This is a genomic window from Variovorax paradoxus, assembly GCF_030815975.1.
In the GTDB taxonomy this organism is placed as follows: domain Bacteria; phylum Pseudomonadota; class Gammaproteobacteria; order Burkholderiales; family Burkholderiaceae_C; genus Variovorax; species Variovorax paradoxus_N.
Map to the genome: position 1 here is coordinate 4500346 of NZ_JAUSXL010000002.1, position 15929 is coordinate 4516274.

At 68.7% G+C, this 15929-nt stretch carries 14 protein-coding genes; 10 read left to right on the forward strand and 4 right to left on the reverse strand.

What is annotated here, in order from left to right:
* Window positions 1-21: 21 nt before the first annotated feature.
* The 8 genes from QFZ47_RS24815 to QFZ47_RS24850 all read left to right on the forward strand — a co-directional run bounded on the left by QFZ47_RS24815 (window position 22) and on the right by QFZ47_RS24850 (window position 11101).
* Window positions 22-903 (forward strand): alpha/beta hydrolase, encoded by an 882-nt coding sequence (locus tag QFZ47_RS24815; RefSeq protein ID WP_307658165.1) that lies wholly within the window; start codon window positions 22-24, stop codon window positions 901-903.
* Window positions 904-1053: 150 nt separating this feature from the next.
* Window positions 1054-2304 (forward strand): efflux RND transporter periplasmic adaptor subunit, encoded by a 1251-nt coding sequence (locus QFZ47_RS24820; protein ID WP_307658166.1) that lies wholly within the window; start codon window positions 1054-1056, stop codon window positions 2302-2304.
* A 40-nt stretch (window positions 2305-2344) separates the two neighbouring features.
* Window positions 2345-5620: an efflux RND transporter permease subunit gene (locus QFZ47_RS24825; RefSeq protein WP_307658167.1), complete on the forward strand. Its 3276-nt coding sequence runs from the start codon at window positions 2345-2347 to the stop codon at window positions 5618-5620.
* A 30-nt stretch (window positions 5621-5650) separates the two neighbouring features.
* Window positions 5651-7138 carry an efflux transporter outer membrane subunit gene (locus QFZ47_RS24830; protein ID WP_307658168.1) on the forward strand — a complete coding sequence of 496 codons (1488 nt, stop codon included), beginning with the start codon at window positions 5651-5653 and terminating at the stop codon, window positions 7136-7138.
* Between the two features lie 87 nt (window positions 7139-7225).
* On the forward strand, window positions 7226-8683 hold the full coding sequence (locus QFZ47_RS24835) for a cobyric acid synthase (protein WP_307658169.1): 1458 nt from the start codon (window positions 7226-7228) through the stop codon (window positions 8681-8683).
* Window positions 8680-9729 (forward strand): nicotinate-nucleotide--dimethylbenzimidazole phosphoribosyltransferase, encoded by a 1050-nt coding sequence (cobT, locus tag QFZ47_RS24840; RefSeq protein WP_307658170.1) that lies wholly within the window; start codon window positions 8680-8682, stop codon window positions 9727-9729. The genes QFZ47_RS24835 and cobT overlap by 4 nt, the downstream gene beginning before the upstream one ends.
* Window positions 9730-9734: 5 nt before the next feature.
* Window positions 9735-10529 carry an adenosylcobinamide-GDP ribazoletransferase gene (locus QFZ47_RS24845; protein WP_307658171.1) on the forward strand — a complete coding sequence of 265 codons (795 nt, stop codon included), beginning with the start codon at window positions 9735-9737 and terminating at the stop codon, window positions 10527-10529.
* Window positions 10526-11101: a histidine phosphatase family protein gene (locus QFZ47_RS24850; RefSeq protein ID WP_307658172.1), complete on the forward strand. Its 576-nt coding sequence runs from the start codon at window positions 10526-10528 to the stop codon at window positions 11099-11101. Before QFZ47_RS24845 ends, QFZ47_RS24850 begins: the two co-directional genes overlap by 4 nt.
* Before the next feature lie 39 nt (window positions 11102-11140).
* On the opposite strand, the gene QFZ47_RS24855 is transcribed toward QFZ47_RS24850, so the two are convergent.
* Together QFZ47_RS24855 and nth are read right to left on the reverse strand one after the other, a co-directional pair.
* A complete protein-coding gene (locus QFZ47_RS24855) occupies window positions 11141-11989 on the reverse strand; it encodes an Ivy family c-type lysozyme inhibitor (RefSeq protein ID WP_307658173.1) in 849 nt (282 codons plus the stop codon).
* Window positions 11986-12648 (reverse strand): endonuclease III, encoded by a 663-nt coding sequence (nth, locus tag QFZ47_RS24860; protein WP_307658174.1) that lies wholly within the window; start codon window positions 12646-12648, stop codon window positions 11986-11988. Before nth ends, QFZ47_RS24855 begins: the two co-directional genes overlap by 4 nt.
* 140 nt (window positions 12649-12788) lie before the next feature.
* Here nth and QFZ47_RS24865 point away from each other — a divergent pair, with 140 nt between their 5' ends.
* Window positions 12789-13976 (forward strand): aminotransferase-like domain-containing protein, encoded by a 1188-nt coding sequence (locus QFZ47_RS24865; protein WP_307658175.1) that lies wholly within the window; start codon window positions 12789-12791, stop codon window positions 13974-13976.
* 9 nt (window positions 13977-13985) lie between these two features.
* Here QFZ47_RS24865 and QFZ47_RS24870 read toward each other — a convergent pair whose 3' ends face one another.
* Window positions 13986-14213, reverse strand: coding sequence for a hypothetical protein (locus tag QFZ47_RS24870; RefSeq protein ID WP_012747682.1), 228 nt, complete (start codon window positions 14211-14213; stop codon window positions 13986-13988).
* Between the two features lie 63 nt (window positions 14214-14276).
* Between QFZ47_RS24870 and QFZ47_RS24875 the strand changes: the two genes are divergently transcribed.
* Window positions 14277-14603 carry a DUF6172 family protein gene (locus QFZ47_RS24875; protein ID WP_307658176.1) on the forward strand — a complete coding sequence of 109 codons (327 nt, stop codon included), beginning with the start codon at window positions 14277-14279 and terminating at the stop codon, window positions 14601-14603.
* Window positions 14604-14610: 7 nt separating this feature from the next.
* Here QFZ47_RS24875 and QFZ47_RS24880 read toward each other — a convergent pair whose 3' ends face one another.
* A complete protein-coding gene (locus QFZ47_RS24880) occupies window positions 14611-15678 on the reverse strand; it encodes an Ldh family oxidoreductase (RefSeq protein WP_307658177.1) in 1068 nt (355 codons plus the stop codon).
* Window positions 15679-15929: the final 251 nt, after the last annotated feature.

Here is a 15929-nt window from a genome sequence, read left to right on the forward strand (position 1 = left end):
AATCCTCCTGAGGTTGCCTCCATGTCACCCCGTCCGTCGTCCCGCTCTGCCGAAACCGCTGCCCTTGCCGCGGCGCAAGGCGTGGAAGCCGATCTCTCGATCGAGCTGCCCGGCCGCGAGCCCGTGGGCGCCCGGATCTACGGGCTGCGCCCGCGGGGTGAAACGGTGCCGCTGGTGCTGCATTTCCATGGCGGCACCTTCATCTGCGGCAACCTGGACAACGGCCGCAACGTGGCCCGGCTGCTGGCCGGTGCCGGCGCGGTGGTGGTGTCGGTGGACTATCCGCTGGCGCCCGAATCCCCGTTCCCCGAGCCCATCGAGGTGGGCTATGCCGCGCTCGAATGGCTCTACAAGCAGCGCGCGAAGCTCGGCGGCAAGGGTGCCCAGGTGTACCTGGCCGGCGAAGAGGCCGGCGGCAACCTGGCCGCCGGGGTGGCGCTGATCGCCCGCGACCGGGCGCATCCGCCGCTGGCCGGGCAGATCCTGCTGTCGCCCATGCTCGACCCGTGCGCGGGCACGGCATCGCTGCGCAAGGCCACCAACGACTCGGCCGAATGCCGCTGGGCCACGGGCTGGGAAAAGTACCTGAGCTGCCCGTCGAACGCGATGCACCCCTACGCCGTGCCGAGCGGATCGCTCCGGCTGTCGGCCCTGGCGCCGGCCCTGGTGCTGGTGGGCCAGGACGATGCCATGCGCGACGAGGCGCTGACTTTTGCCGGACGCCTGCGCGCAGCCGGCATCGACGTCACCAGCAGCGTGCTGCCGGGCGCCGCGAACTGGCCCAAAGCCCTGTACGACCCCGAGCCCTCCGGCTGCAAGGCCTGCGAAGCCAGCGTCCAGCAGCATTTCCGCGAATTTTTCAGTGCCACCACGCCGCCCCCGGTAGCACCCAAGCCCAGCTAGGCGAGCCGGTCGCGGCAGCCCGGCTGACCACGCGACGACGCCCCTGGGCCCACCGGTAACCCCGGTCATTTTCGAGTTCCGCCTCCTGGCGCCAAAAGCGCCGGGGTGGCCTGTTGCATCCCAAAAAGTCATCGAGAAGGACGAACCATCATGTCGAACAACAAGCAAAAACTTTCTTCCGTCGCCCGCAAGGGCCTGTGGCCCGCAGTAACCGGCCTTACCGCACTGCTGGCGGTGGCCGCCGCGGTGCTCGGCATGCACAGCTTCAAGGCTGAGGCCACGGCACCCGCCGCGGCGCAGCAGGGCACGCCGGTGTCGGTCGCGACCGTGGCTTCGAGCGAGATCAATGCCTGGGACGAGTTCTCGGGCCGGCTCGAGGCGGTGCAGCGCGTCGACGTGCGTTCCCGCGTGGCGGGGGCCGTGCAGGCGGTGCACTTCCGCGAAGGCGCACTGGTGAAGCAGGGCGACCTGCTGATCACCATCGACCCCGCGCCGTACGCGGCCGAAGTGGAACGCGCCGAAGCGCAGGTGGCGTCGGCCCAAGCTCGCCAGGCCTTCAGCCGCAGCGAACAGGAACGCGCCAAGCGCCTGTGGGACGAGCAGGCCATCGCCCAGCGCGAATACGACGAGCGCGTGAACGCCGCCCGCGAAGCCGAAGCCAACCTGCGTGCCGCGCAAGCCTCGCTGCAGTCGGCGCGGCTGAACCTGGGCTACACGCAGGTGCGTGCTCCCGTGCCGGGCCGCATCGGCAGGATCGAGGTGACGGTGGGCAACCTGGTGGCCGCCGGCCCCGGCGCGCCGGTGCTGACCACGCTGGTGTCGGTGAGCCCGATCTATGCGAGCTTCGACGCCGACGAGCAGGTGATCACGCGGGCCCTGAAGGACCTGCCGAGCGGCTCCAGTGCCCGCGGCCAGATCGAGAGCATTCCCGTGCAGATGGGCACCGCCGGCCTCGATGGCACGCCCTTCAACGGCAAGCTGCAGCTGATCGACAACCAGGTCGATGCGCGCAGCGGCACGGTGCGTGTGCGTGCCTCCTTCGACAACAAGGACGGCGCGCTCATTCCCGGCCAGTTCGCCCGCATCCGCATGGGCCAGGCGCGCAACGACTCCGCGCTGCTGGTGAGCGAACGCGCCATCGGCACCGACCAGAACAAGAAGTTCGTGATGGTGGTGGGCGAGGACAACAAGGCGGTCTACCGCGAAGTCACGCTCGGCGCATCGATCAACGGGCTGCGTGTCGTGAGCAAGGGCCTGAAGGCCGGCGATCGCGTGGTGGTCAACGGCCTGCAGCACATCCGCCCGGGTGCGCTGGTGGTGCCGCAGAACGTGACGATGGACGCCAAGGCGGACCCCAAGCAACAACAACCGGAACGCGTCGCGGAAGCCGCGAAGTCCTGAACTCGGAGGGGAGCGCCCTGGCGCTCGCCGGAGAAACAACATGAATCTCTCTAAATTCTTCATCGACCGGCCGATCTTTGCCGGCGTGCTGTCGCTGTTGATACTGATAGCCGGCCTGATCGCACTGCGCGGGCTGCCGATTTCCGAGTACCCGGAAGTCGCGCCGCCCTCGGTGGTGGTGCGCGCCCAGTATCCGGGCGCCAACCCGAAGGTGATTGCCGAAACCGTGGCCACGCCGCTCGAAGAGCAGATCAACGGCGTCGAAGGCATGCTCTACATGGGCAGCCAGGCGACCACCGACGGCGTGCTCACGCTCACCGTCACCTTCCGCCTCGGCACCGATCCCGACAAGGCACAGCAGCTGGTGCAGAACCGCGTCTCGCAAGCCGAGCCGCGCCTGCCGGAAGAAGTGCGCCGGCTCGGCATCACGACCGTCAAGAGCGCACCCGACCTGACGATGGTGGTCCACCTCGTTTCGCCGAACAACCGCTACGACATCAACTACCTGCGCAACTACGCGGTGCTGAACGTGAAGGACCCGCTCGCGCGCATCGAAGGCGTGGGCCAGGTGCAGATCTTCGGCGGCGGCGACTACTCGATGCGGGTCTGGCTCGATCCGCAGAAGGTCGCGCAGCGCGGCCTCTCGGCGAGCGACGTGGTGGCTGCCATCCGCGGCCAGAACGTGCAGGCCGCGGCCGGCGTGGTCGGCGCTTCGCCGGGCCTGTCGGGCGTGGACATGCAGCTGTCGATCAATGCGCAAGGGCGTCTGCAGAGCGAGGAAGAGTTCGGCGACATCATCGTCAAGAGCGGCACCGACGGCGCCGTGACCCGCCTGCGCGACATCGGCCGGCTGGAGATGGGCGCCGCCGACTACTCGCTGCGTTCGCTCCTGAACAACGACCCGGCCGTCGGCATGGGCGTGTTCCAGGCGCCGGGCTCCAACGCGCTAGACATCTCGTCCAACGTGCGCAAGACGATGGCCGAGCTCAACAAGAACATGCCCGAAGGCCTGGAATACCGCATCGCCTACGACCCGACGCAGTTCGTGCGCGCGTCCATCGAATCGGTGATCCACACGCTGCTCGAAGCCATCATGCTGGTGGTGCTGGTCGTGATCCTGTTCCTGCAGACCTGGCGCGCGTCGATCATTCCGCTGCTGGCCGTGCCGGTGTCGGTGATCGGCACCTTCGCGGTGCTGCACATCCTCGGTTTCTCGATCAACGCGCTGAGCCTGTTCGGGCTGGTGCTGGCGATCGGCATCGTGGTGGACGACGCCATCGTGGTGGTGGAGAACGTCGAGCGCAACATCGAGGCGGGGCTCACGCCGCGTGAAGCCACTTACCGCGCGATGCGCGAAGTGTCCGGACCCATCATCGCGATCGCGCTGGTGCTGGTGGCCGTGTTCGTGCCGCTGGCCTTCATCAGCGGCCTCACGGGCCAGTTCTATCGCCAGTTCGCGGTGACCATTGCGATCTCGACGGTGATCTCGGCGATCAACTCGCTCACGCTGTCGCCCGCGCTCGCCGCCTTGCTGCTGCGCGGCCACGACGCGCCCAAGGACGCGCTGACGCGCGGCATGGACAAGGTGTTCGGCTGGCTGTTCCGCGGCTTCAACAGGCTCTTCAGCCGTGGTTCGGAAGCCTACAGCGGCGGCGTCAAGAGCGTGATCTCGCGCAAGACGCTGATGCTGGTGATCTACCTCGCGCTGATCGGCGTGACCTTCGGCCTCTTCAAGGCCGTGCCCAGCGGCTTCGTGCCGGCGCAGGACAAGCAATACCTGATCGGTTTCGCCCAACTGCCCGACGGCGCCACGCTCGACCGCACCGACGAAGTGATCCAGCGCATGGGCGAGATCATGAAGAAGAACCCGAACGTGGAAGACGCCATTGCCTTCCCGGGCCTGTCGATCAACGGCTTCACCAACAGCTCGAACTCGGGCATCGTGTTCGCCACGCTCAAGCCCTTCGACCAGCGCAAGCGCGCCGACCAGAGCGGCGGTGCGGTGGCCGGGCAGCTCAACGGTGCCTTCGCCAGCATCCAGGACGCGTTCATCGTGATGTTCCCGCCGCCGCCGGTGGCGGGCCTGGGCACCACGGGCGGCTTCAAGCTGCAGATCGAAGACCGCGCCTCGGTCGGCTACGACCAGATGGACGCCGCAGTGAAGGCCTTCATGGCCAAGGCGCAGGCCGCGCCAGAGCTCACGGGCATGTTCACGAGCTGGCAGGTCAACGTGCCGCAGCTGTATGCCGACATCGACCGCACCAAGGCGCGCCAGCTCGGCGTGCCGGTGACGGACATCTTCGACACCATGCAGATCTACCTCGGCAGCCTGTATGCGAACGACTTCAACAAGTTCGGCCGCACCTACAGCGTGCGCGTGCAGGCCGATGCGCCTTACCGCGCCCGTGCCGAAGACGTGGGCATGCTGAAGGTGCGCTCGACCACGGGCGAGATGGTGCCGCTGGCCGCGCTGATGAAGGTCAACTCGACCTTCGGTCCGGAACGCGCCATGCGCTACAACGGCTACCTGGCCGCCGACATCAACGGCGGCCCGGCCCCCGGCTATTCGTCGGGCCAGGCGCAGGACGTGATCACCAAGATCGCGGCCGAGACGCTGCCCAAGGGCGTGAGCTTCGAGTGGACCGAGCTGACCTACCAGGAAATCCTGGCCGGCAACTCCGCCTTCCTGGTGTTCCCGCTGGCCATCCTGCTGGTGTTCCTGGTGCTGGCCGCGCAGTACGAGAGCCTGACGCTGCCGATCGCCATCATCCTGATCGTGCCCATGGGCATCCTGGCCGCGATGACCGGGGTATGGATATCGGGGGGTGACAACAACGTCTTCACGCAGATCGGGTTGATCGTGCTGGTGGGGCTGAGTGCGAAGAACGCGATCCTGATCGTGGAGTTTGCGCGCGAGCTCGAGTTCGCCGGCCGAACGCCCATACAAGCCGCGATCGAAGCCAGCCGCCTGCGCCTGCGCCCGATCCTCATGACCTCGCTGGCCTTTGTGATGGGCGTGCTGCCCCTGGTCCTGTCGAGTGGCGCGGGCTCGGAAATGCGCAAGGCGATGGGCGTGGCGGTGTTCGCCGGGATGATCGGCGTGACGGCCTTCGGCCTGTTCCTCACGCCGGTGTTCTATGTGCTGCTGCGCCGCCTGGCGGGCAACCGCGCGCTCAAGCTCCATGGCGAAGTGCCGCATGGCGAGGAGTTCGTCTCGGCGGGCCATCCGGTCGCCTCGGCACCGTCGTCCCACGGCGGTTCGGGCGGCGGCGGGCTGCATCCGGTGCCGGCCTCGCCGCGTCCTTCGCACGACTGATTGCATGGTCGATCAAGAAGAAAGTTCATCATGAAATTCGCATTTCAACCTTTGGTCCGCAACGCTCTGCTGCCGTTGGTCGCAGCCCTGGCGCTGGCCGGCTGCGCGAGCGTGCCTTCCGGCGTGCCGGAGATCCAGACCACCGCCCAGTTCAAGGAGCAGGGCGCCGCCCCGCCGGCGGGCTGGACGCGTGCCGCGCCTTCCGAAGCGCAGGCGCGCGGCGCCTGGTGGCTGGCATTCAACGACCCGGTGCTCAATGCGCTGGTCGAGAAGGCCGACGTCAACAACAACAACATCCAGGCCGCGGCGGCGCGGCTGGCCGAGGCCCGCGCACTGGCGCGCAGCGCCAACGCCGACCGCATGCCGCAGATCGGCCTGGGCGCGGGCGCCAACCGCGGCGCGGGCCTCGACAAGGCCATGGCCAGCACCAAGCCGGCCACCATGACCAACATCGGCGCCACGTTCTCGTACGAAGTCGACCTGTTCGGCCGCCTCTCGGGCGCGAGCAATGCGGCCAAGCTCGATGCGCAGAGCCGCGAGGCACTGCTGCAGAGCACGCGCCTCGCGGTGCAGGCCGAGGTGGCCCAGACCTACCTGCAGCTGCGCGCGCTCGATGCCGAGCGCGCCCTGGTGCGCGAGCAGGTCGAGGCCTACCGCGACACGCTGCGCCTGACGCAGCGCCGGCAGCAGGCCGGCGACATCGCCGAGCTCGACGTGGCGCGCGTGCAGACCGAGGTGTCGTCCACCGAATCGGATGCGCTCGCGCTCGACCGGCAGCGCGCCCAGGTCGAGCATGCGCTGGCGGTGCTGGTGGGCGACTCGGCCTCGAGCTTCGGCCTGCGCACCGACGACTGGGCCACCGCGCTGCCGGCCATTCCGCCCGGTGTGCCGGCCACGGTGCTGACGCGCCGCCCGGACGTGTCGGCCGCACAGAACGCGGTGCTGGCGGCGCAGGCGCGCGTGGGCGTGGCGCAGGCGGCGTGGTTTCCGGACATCTCGCTGACTGGCGCGGCCGGCTACGCATCGCCCGAGATCGGCGACCTGTTCAAGTGGTCGGCCCGCTCGTGGGGCGTAGGTGCGCTGCTCTCGCTGCCGATCTTCGACGGCGGCCGCCGCGAAGCCGGCGTGCAGGGCGCCAACGCCCAGCTCGACGGCGCGCTTGCGAACTACCGCAGCCAGGTGCTGGTGGCGTTCCAGGAGGTCGAAGACCAACTGTCCGCCATCCGCATCCTGCAGGACCAGTCGACCGTGCAGGCGCAGGCCGTCACGTCGGCCCAGCGCGCGACCAGCCTGTCGGACACGCGCTACCGCAACGGCTACATCAGCCAGCTCGACCTGCTCGACGCCCGCCGCAGCGAATTGCGCAACCGGCGCCAGGCGCTGCAGGTGAAGTCGGCGCAGTACCAGGCGGCCGTGGGGCTGATCCGCGCCATCGGCGGCGGCTGGGAGGTGCCGGCCGCCACCGCAGAGGCGCAGCCCCAGGACGGGGCTGGCGCGGTACGGACCGCGGCGCGCTGAAAGAAACACCAAGGGGCGCAAGCCCCTTTTTCTTTGCCTCTTGGCGGCTGCCGGAAGAGGGCTGCGGCGACAACGGACAATAGCCGCATGACAACCCGATGCGTGATGGTTCTGGGCACGACCAGTGGCGCCGGCAAGAGCTGGCTGGCCACTGCGCTGTGCCGCTGGTATGCGCGCCAGGGCCTCAAGGTGGCGCCGTTCAAGGCGCAGAACATGAGCAACAACGCCCGCGTGGTCGACGGCGGCGAAATCGGCAGCGCGCAGTACTTCCAGGCGCTGGCCGCGCGCGCCGTGCCCGACGTGCGCATGAACCCGCTGCTGCTCAAGCCCGAGCGCGACACCCACAGCCAGGTGGTGCTGATGGGGCAGGTGAGCGCGGAACTCACGGCCATGCCCTGGCGCGGGCGCAGCGAGCGCGTCTGGCCGCAGATCGCAGAGGCGCTAGACGCGCTGCGCGCCGAGAACGACGTGGTGGTGATCGAAGGCGCCGGCTCGCCGGCCGAGATCAACCTGATGGCGAGCGACATCGTCAACCTGCGCGTGGCCCGCCATGCGGACGCCCGCTGCCTGCTGGTGACCGACATCGACCGCGGCGGCGCCTTTGCGCATCTGTACGGCACCTGGGCATTGATGCCCGAGAGTGACCGCGCGCTGCTGCGCGGCTTCGTGCTCAACAAGTTCCGCGGCGATGCCTCGCTGCTGGCGCCGGCGCCGCAGCAACTGCAGTCGCTCACCGGCATCGCCACCGTCGCAACGCTGCCGATGTGGTGGCAGCACGGCCTGCCGGAAGAAGACGGCGTGTTCGATGACCGGACCAGTTGGACCCCCACGCTCGGTGCGAGCGGTGCCGTGACCCGCACCGTGGCCGTCGTGGCCTATCCGCGCATCAGCAATCTCGACGAGTTCCAGCCGCTCAAGAACGTGCCCGGCCTGCGCCTGGCCTGGGCGCGCACGCCGGCGGACCTGGCCGGCGCCGACTGGATCGTGCTGCCCGGTTCCAAGCACACCAGCGGCGATCTCGCGTGGCTGCGCGCGCAGGGCTTGGACCGCGCCATCGCCGCACATGCGGCCGGCGGCGGTGCCGTGCTGGGCGTCTGCGGCGGCCTGCAGATGCTGGGCGAGGCACTGGTCGATCCGCACGGCATCGACGGCAATGCGCCCGGCCTGGGCCTGCTGCCGCTGGTGACCGTGTTCGAGCGCGAAAAAACCGTGCGCCACCGGGCTGCCGTCTTCGGCCAACTGGGCGGCGCATGGGCAGCGCTTTCGAACGTGCCGGTGGCCGGCTACGAGATCCATCACGGCCAGACCGCCATCCATCCGCAGATGGCGCAGGACGGCCGTGCCGTGATGCCCGAGGGCCTGGCCTGGCAGAACGCGCGCGGCAACGTGCTGGGTCTCTACCTGCACGGCCTGTTCGAAGACGCGGCCGCGCTGCACGCGCTCTTCGGCGCAGCGGTACCCACGCTCGACGCCACCTTCGACGGCCTGGCCGATTTCATTGACAACCACTTCGAGGCCGGCGTACTGCAAGGCCTGATCGCATGACCGACAACAACCAAACCATTCCTTCCATTTCCGACATCCACGACGGCGCCCTTGCGGCGCGCCTGCAGGCGGCGCTCGACAACAAGACCAAGCCGCTCGGCGCGCTCGGCCGGCTCGAGAGCCTGGCCTTGCGGATCGGCCTCGTCCTGGGCAGCGAAATGCCGGTGCTCGAAGCACCCCAGATGCTGGTGTGCGCGGGCGACCATGGCCTGGCGGCACGGGGCGTCTCGGCCTTTCCGAGCGACGTGACCTGGCAGATGGTCGAGAACTTCCTGGCCGGCGGCGCGGCGGTCAGCGTGCTGGCGCGCCAGCATGGGCTGGCGCTCACGGTGGTCGACTGCGGCGTGCGGCGCGACTTCCAGGCCCGCCCGGGGCTGGTGTCGCGCCGCATCGCCGCCGGCACGGCCGACGCATCGGCCGGCCCGGCCATGACGCCGGCGCAATGCATGCAAGCCATTGCCAACGGCCGCGAGGTGGTGCGCGCACTGCCGGGCAATGCCTTGCTGCTCGGCGAGATGGGCATCGGCAACAGCTCGGCCGCGGCGCTGCTGCTTGCGCGGCTCGCGGGTCTGGACATCGACGGCTGCACCGGCTCCGGCACCGGCCTCGACGCCGCGGGGCTGGCGCGCAAGCGGGCGGTGCTGCGCGAAGTGCTGGCGCTGCATGCGGCTGCGAGCGAGCCGCTCGACGCACTCGCGGCGTTCGGCGGCTTCGAGATTGCCACGCTGGTGGGCGCGGTACTGCAGGCGGCGCAGGAGCGGCGCGTGATCGTGGTCGATGGCTTCATCGCGAGCGCCGCGGTGCTCGTCGCACAGGCGCTGCAGCCGCATGTGGCACAGCGCTGCGTGGCCGCGCACAGTTCGGCGGAACCCGGGCATGCGCTGTTGCTGAAGCACCTCGGCCTGGAGCCCTTGCTGAACCTGGACCTGCGCCTTGGCGAAGGCTCGGGCGGCGCGCTGGCCTGGCCGCTGCTCGAATCGGCCTGCCGCATCCTGCGCGAGATGGCCAGCTTCGAAGCCGCCGGCGTGTCGCGCAAGGACAGTTGAACCTCATGAACGGTGTCCGCCACTACCTGCTGGCGCTGCAGTTCTTCACGCGCGTGCCAGTGACCGGCCGGCTGGCCGAGTGGATCGGCTTCAGCCCGCAGATGCTGCGTGCAAGTGCGGCGCACTTTCCGGGCGTGGGCTGGCTCGTGGGCGGCGTGGGCGCAGCCGTTTTCGTGCTGGCGCTGCAGGGCTTGCCGGGTGTGGCCGGTGCACTGGCCGCGGCGCTGCTGAGCATGGCCGCAACGGTGCTGCTGACCGGCGCCTTTCACGAAGACGGACTGGCCGACGTGGCCGATGGCCTGGGTGGATCGGCCGACCGCACCCGCGCCCTCGAGATCATGAAAGATTCGCGCATCGGTGCCTTCGGCGCCATTGCGTTGGTGCTGGCACTCGGCCTCAAGGCCGCGCTGCTCGCGTCGATGGCGGGGCAGGGCGCGCAGGCTGTGGCCGGTGCCATCGTCGGCGCGCATGTGCTGTCGCGGCTGGCGCCGCTGTTCCTGATCCGTTGGCTGCCGTACGTGGGCGACAGCGGTGCGAGCAAAGCCAAGCCCTTGGCCGATGCGATCAGCGGCGGCGCATTGTTCATCGCTGTGGCCTGGTCGGTTCCCGCCGTGGCGCTCTTGCTGTGCGCGCATGACGCCGTGCATGTGGGCGCCGCGCTTGCCGCGCTCGTTCTGGCCGCGGGCTGGATGGCGCGTTTCTTCCGGCGGCGCCTGCAGGGCTTCACGGGCGATGGCCTGGGCGCCACCCAGCAGGTCTGCGAACTGGCGGTCTACCTCGCACTTGCTTGGCAGGCATGAGCGCGAACGGCAAAAAACTCTGGCTGCTGCGCCATGCGCCCGTGCTTGCGGAGCCCGGGCTTTGCTACGGAGCCACCGACCTCGAAGCGGATGCGCAAGCCACGCTGGCCGCCGCGCAGCGCATCGCTCCCTTGCTGCCCGCCGGCATCGTGCTGCGCAGTTCGCCGCTGCGGCGCTGCGCGGCGCTGGCCGACGCCATTGCGGCATTGCGCCCGGAGCTGGCGGTGCAGCACGACGCCCGCCTGGCCGAGATGAGTTTCGGCGCGTGGGAAGGGCGGCCGTGGTCCGCCATCGCGCGCGAGGAGTTCGAAGCCTGGACCGGGAATTTCGCCGACGCGATGGCCGGTGCGAACGGCGAGAGCGTGCGCGCGTTCATGCATCGCACAGCCGCCGCGCACGACGAGTGGCTGTCGGGCGAAGGCGATGCGCTCTGGGTCACCCATGCCGGGGTGCTGCGCGCCGTGACGCTGCTGCAGCGCGGCATCCGCTGCCCCGAAGCCGCTGCCGACTGGCCTGCGGGCGACCTGGCGTTCGGCCGCTGGCTGACCTTCGAGGCGCCCCGCCTGGCGTAGTGCGTCGGGGGCTCGGCGACCCGGAAGGATTCGGTCGGCTCAGTTTTTCTGCCGCCACTGCTCGCGCCAGAGCTTTTCCAGCTGCGGTGCCAGCGCCTGCGGTGGCGCGCCCACCAGGCTGTTTCTGCCCTTGCGTTGCACCAGTCCGTAAATGCGGTCAGAACCCTGGTCGTAGAGCGCGATCGCGTTGTTGTCGTGGCAGTCGTGCGGCTTGCAGAAGGCATGCAGCAGGTAGCGCGTGCCATCCACGGTCACCCATTGCGGCTCCGGTGCGGGGCCTTCCCGGCGCACCAGCCAGCGGTCGTTTTCCCGGGCGCCCAACGCCGCGCGCCAGGCTTTCTGCATCGCAGGACCCTGCGCCAGCGCGGCAGGGCTGCCTGTCGGCGGCGTCAGCTGCGTGGTGGGCGCAGCCGACTCCGCGGACAGTATCGCGGCCCGCGCCGCACCGGCGCACCGCCAATAGCGCAGCTTCATCAGCTCGGGCCCGAGTTGTGCCGCAACCGGCCCCGCGGCATCCAGCGTGATGGACTGGCCGCGCGCCTCGCGGTAGACGAGAAAGGTCAGGGCGCCACCCTTGTCGACGGTGCTCATCAACGCGACGTCGAAGTGGGCCGGCGGCTGGCTGTTGCCGAAGAAACTGTGGGCTGTTTCCGGTTCGCGGCCCACCACGCGGCGATTGCTGCTCTCGACGGTCAACATGTCCTGGTGGACCTGCACCGTCGGTGCGGCCGCATTGGCGCACGAAGTCGACCAGCGCCCGCCATAGAGCGCCATGGCGTCGGGCGGCAGGCCCTTGCTTCCCTGCGACCAGGCAGCGGCCGGAACCAGGATGGCTGCCGCGAACAATGCCGTGGCCAGGAAGGCGCCGTGATTCTTCGAAGTCGTCATGCTGTGCTCCTCGGGCCGTTTTTCGGAGCCGGTGTCTTGGGCTTGTAGTCGCAATAGGGCGCCACCGCGCATTCCCAACACTTCGGCGTGCGCGCCACGCAGATATAGCGGCCGTGCAGGATCAACCAGTGGTGCGCGTGCAGCCGGTATTCCACTGGGACGCGTTTTTCGAGCTTGAGTTCCACCTCCAGCACCGTCTTGCCCGGCGCAAGTCCGGTGCGGTTGCTCACGCGGAAGATGTGCGTGTCGACCGCGATCGTCGCCTCGCCGAACGCCACGTTGAGCACCACGTTGGCGGTCTTGCGGCCGACACCGGGCAGCGCTTCCAGCTCGGCGCGCGACCTGGGCACCTCGCCGCCGTGCAGTTCCACGAGCATGCGGCAGGCCTCGATCAGGTGCCGGGCCTTGCTGCGGTAAAGGCCGATGGTCTTGATGTATTCCTCCAGCCCTTCCACGCCCAGGTCGAGGATCTTCTGCGGCGTGTTCGCCACCGGAAACAGCTTGCGCGTGGCCTTGTTAACGCCCACGTCGGTGGCCTGCGCCGAGAGCAGCACGGCGGCCAGCAGTTCGAAGGGCGTGCTGTATTCGAGTTCGGTTTCGGGCGTGGGATTGACCGCCTGCAGGGTGGAGAAGAAGAGGGGGATGTTGTCTTTTTTCATGGGGCTCTGGGGAGGCGGCGCTTGTCCGCTGCGTGGCGCAGCGCGGCGACAGGCGCAATATATCGTTGAAAGGCGATAGCCTTGCGCAGCTTTATTGCCCGCGGCTTTCGCGACAATGGGCCCAGAAAGTGAGATTGACCATGCAATTCGCCTCCCGCCTCGACAACGTCGAAACCTCCGCCATCCGCGAACTCTTCAAGCTGCTGGGCAAGCCCGGCATCATCAGCTTTGCGGGCGGCTTCCCCGACAGCGCCATGTTCGACGTCGAGGGCCTGAAGGAGGCGAGCCAGAAGGCGCTGGCCGAGGAGCCCGGCGGCGCGCTGCAATACGGCGCCACCGAAGGCTACGAGCCGCTGCGCACGCAGCTCAGCGCCTTCATGAAGACCAAGGGCGTCGATGTGGACCCCAGCGGCCTGATCGTCACCACCGGCAGCCAGCAGGCGCTCGACCTGCTGGGCAAGACCATGATCTCGCCCGGCGACAAGGTGATCGTCGAGGGCCCGACCTTCCTGGCCACCATCCAGTGCTTTCGCCTCTACGGCGCGCAGCTCATCAGCGCGCCCATCGACGCCAACGGCGTGAAGACCGACGAGCTCGAAAAACTCATCGCCGAGCACAAGCCCAGGTTTGTCTACCTGATTCCCACCTTCGGCAACCCGAGCGGCGCCATGCTGAGCCTGGAGCGCCGCAGGAAGGTGCTCGAACTCGCGGTCAAGTACCAGACGCTGATCGTCGAGGACGACCCCTACGGCGATCTCTACTTCGGCGAAGCGCCGCCGCCGTCGATCCTGGCTTTGGCCAAGGATGTGCCGGGCAGCCGCGAGCTGCTCGCGCATTGCGGCAGCCTCAGCAAGGTGCTGAGCCCGGGCCTGCGCATCGGCTGGATGATCGCGCCGGCCGAGCTGCTGGCCAAGGCCACCATGTGCAAGCAGTTCAGCGATGCGCACACCAGCACCTTTGCCCAGGCCACGGCCGCGCAGTACCTCAAGAGCGGCCGCATGCCGGCCACGCTGGCGCACGTGCGCGAGGTGTACGGCCAGCGCGCGCAGGCCATGGGCGCGGCGCTCAAGCGCGAGCTGGGCGATGCGGTGAGCTTCACGCAGCCGCAGGGCGGCCTGTTCTTCTGGGCCCGCCTCACGGGCGCCAACGGCAAGCTGGCCGACGCGAACGAACTGGCCAAGCGCGCCATCGAGAAGCTCGTGGCCTTCGTGCCCGGGGCGCCGTTCTATGCCGAGAAGCCCGACCTGGCGACGCTGCGGCTGAGCTTTGCGACGGCCGACGTGGCCAAGATCGAAGAGGGCGTGAAGCGCCTGGGCCAGGCGCTGTAGGCCTCCGGATCAGGGCGAGCGGTGCAGGCGCGGCGCGGCCAGCAGCGCCAGGTTGTCCGCAATGGCCGCATCCACGTTCGGATAGCGGCCTTTCATTTTCGATAGCGTCATGATGGTCTGCAGCGCCTTCAGGTCCTTGACCGAGGGTGCGACCTTGATCTGCGCGATGGCCGCCGATGCGTTGCCACCGTTGACCAATGCCATCACCTTGCTTGCCCAGTCGTTTGCGCGCGCCATGTCTTCACCTGCTTTCGTTTGAACCACCGCCGACTGTACACAGACAGCGGGTTAGGATCGACCATGAGAAAAACCTTTCAGCTTCAGGTCGAGGGCAAGCACCCCGACCGCCTCCTCGAAGCCATCAAGCACGAGATCCGCAAGTACATCAAGCGCGAACGGCGCCGCGAGTTGCCCGAAGGCAGCGACTTCTGGGACTTCGATTGCAGGTTCGGCGCCTCGGCGGAAACCGCCGAGGCCGTGCACCTGTCGGCCATCACCGGACTGATCGACGGCATCGTCAAGGAAGGCGGCAAGCAGTTCTATGTCGAGATCCTGGCCAAGCCCGGCAAGCGCAAGCCGCGCGCCCCGGGGGAGCCGGCGCAAGAAGAGCCGCGCGAAGAAATCTAGCCCGCCCTCAGAGCAGCGCCTGCGCGAGCCGCAGCCCGTGGCGCTGCTCCGCATCGTGCAGCGAGCGCGCGATCGACGGGTGCAGGCGCACCCCGTTCTTCGACTGCGCATCCCGGCGCTTCAAGCCGCCTTCGCCCGGTAGCCGCACGGGCCTTGCGGGATCGATCGGCGTGTTGTTGCGGCACTGGGCTGCCACATGGTCCATCTGGCGCAGGAAAGCGGCCTTGCCGCCGAACGCATGCAGATCGTGCAGCGTGACGTGCACCGTCGCACCCCAGCCTTCGGGCGGATCGGCGCGGCCATGGCCCGCGAGGCCGGCCGTCAGCGTCTCGACCAGCAACGCCATGCCGTAGCCCTTGTGCCCGTGGCTCAGTCCGCCCACCGGCAGCAGCGTGCCGGGTGGCTGGTCGAACAGCACCTGCGGGTTGTTCGACGGCTTGCCGGCGGCGTCGATCAGCCACTCTTCCGCAAAAGTCTCGCCGGCCGCGCGCTTGCGATTGCTCATGCCGTTGGTGGTGATGGAGGCCGAGATGTCGACCATCACGCCGCCTTGCGAGAGCGGAAAACCCATGGCCAGCGGATTCGGCGTGAACACGGCCTGCGTGCCGCCGAAGGGCGCGACGCTGGCGGTGTTGGGATCGGAGCAGGCGAGCAGCATCAGCATGTCTTCCTGCAGCGCGCGCAGCATGTAGACGGCGAGGCAGGCGATGTGGTGGCTTCGGCGGATCACGAGCGAGGCGGTGCCGAGTTCGCGGGCGCGCGGAATCAGCAGGTCCATGCCCTGGTCCATGAGCCAGGGGCCGGGCAGGCGCTTGCCGTCCCAGAGCACGGCGGCGGGGCGGTCCGACAGCACCTCGGGCGTGCCGCCCGGCGTCATGCCGCCCGATTCGATCTCCTTCACATAGCCGGCCAGCAGCGCGAGGCCGTGCGTGTCGTGGCCCAGCAGGTCGCCTTCGACCAGGGTGCGGGCGACGCCGTCGGCCATCGGGGCGGCGAGCCCGGCCTTCTGCAGTAAGGCGCTGGCGTAGTCCTTGAGCGCGTCGGCGCGGTAGAGCGGGGCGGTTGTGTCAGTCATCTCGGGTCTCCATCAAGCTGTTTTCTGCGGGGGTGCTTGCGTGTGTGTTCGTTTGGATGCTGTTGTTCAGGGCGTGTGCACAGGCCACCGGGTACGCCCCTCCTTGATTTCGCTGCGGGGAGCACCCGGTGCCCTGTGCACGATGGGCGCTGCTGTTGTGCTGGCTGATCAACCACCGCTCTGAATAACGATCACGTCGATGGGGTGCCTTGCGCAGCGAAATAAAGGAGGAGCCCGAAGGGCGGGGGACA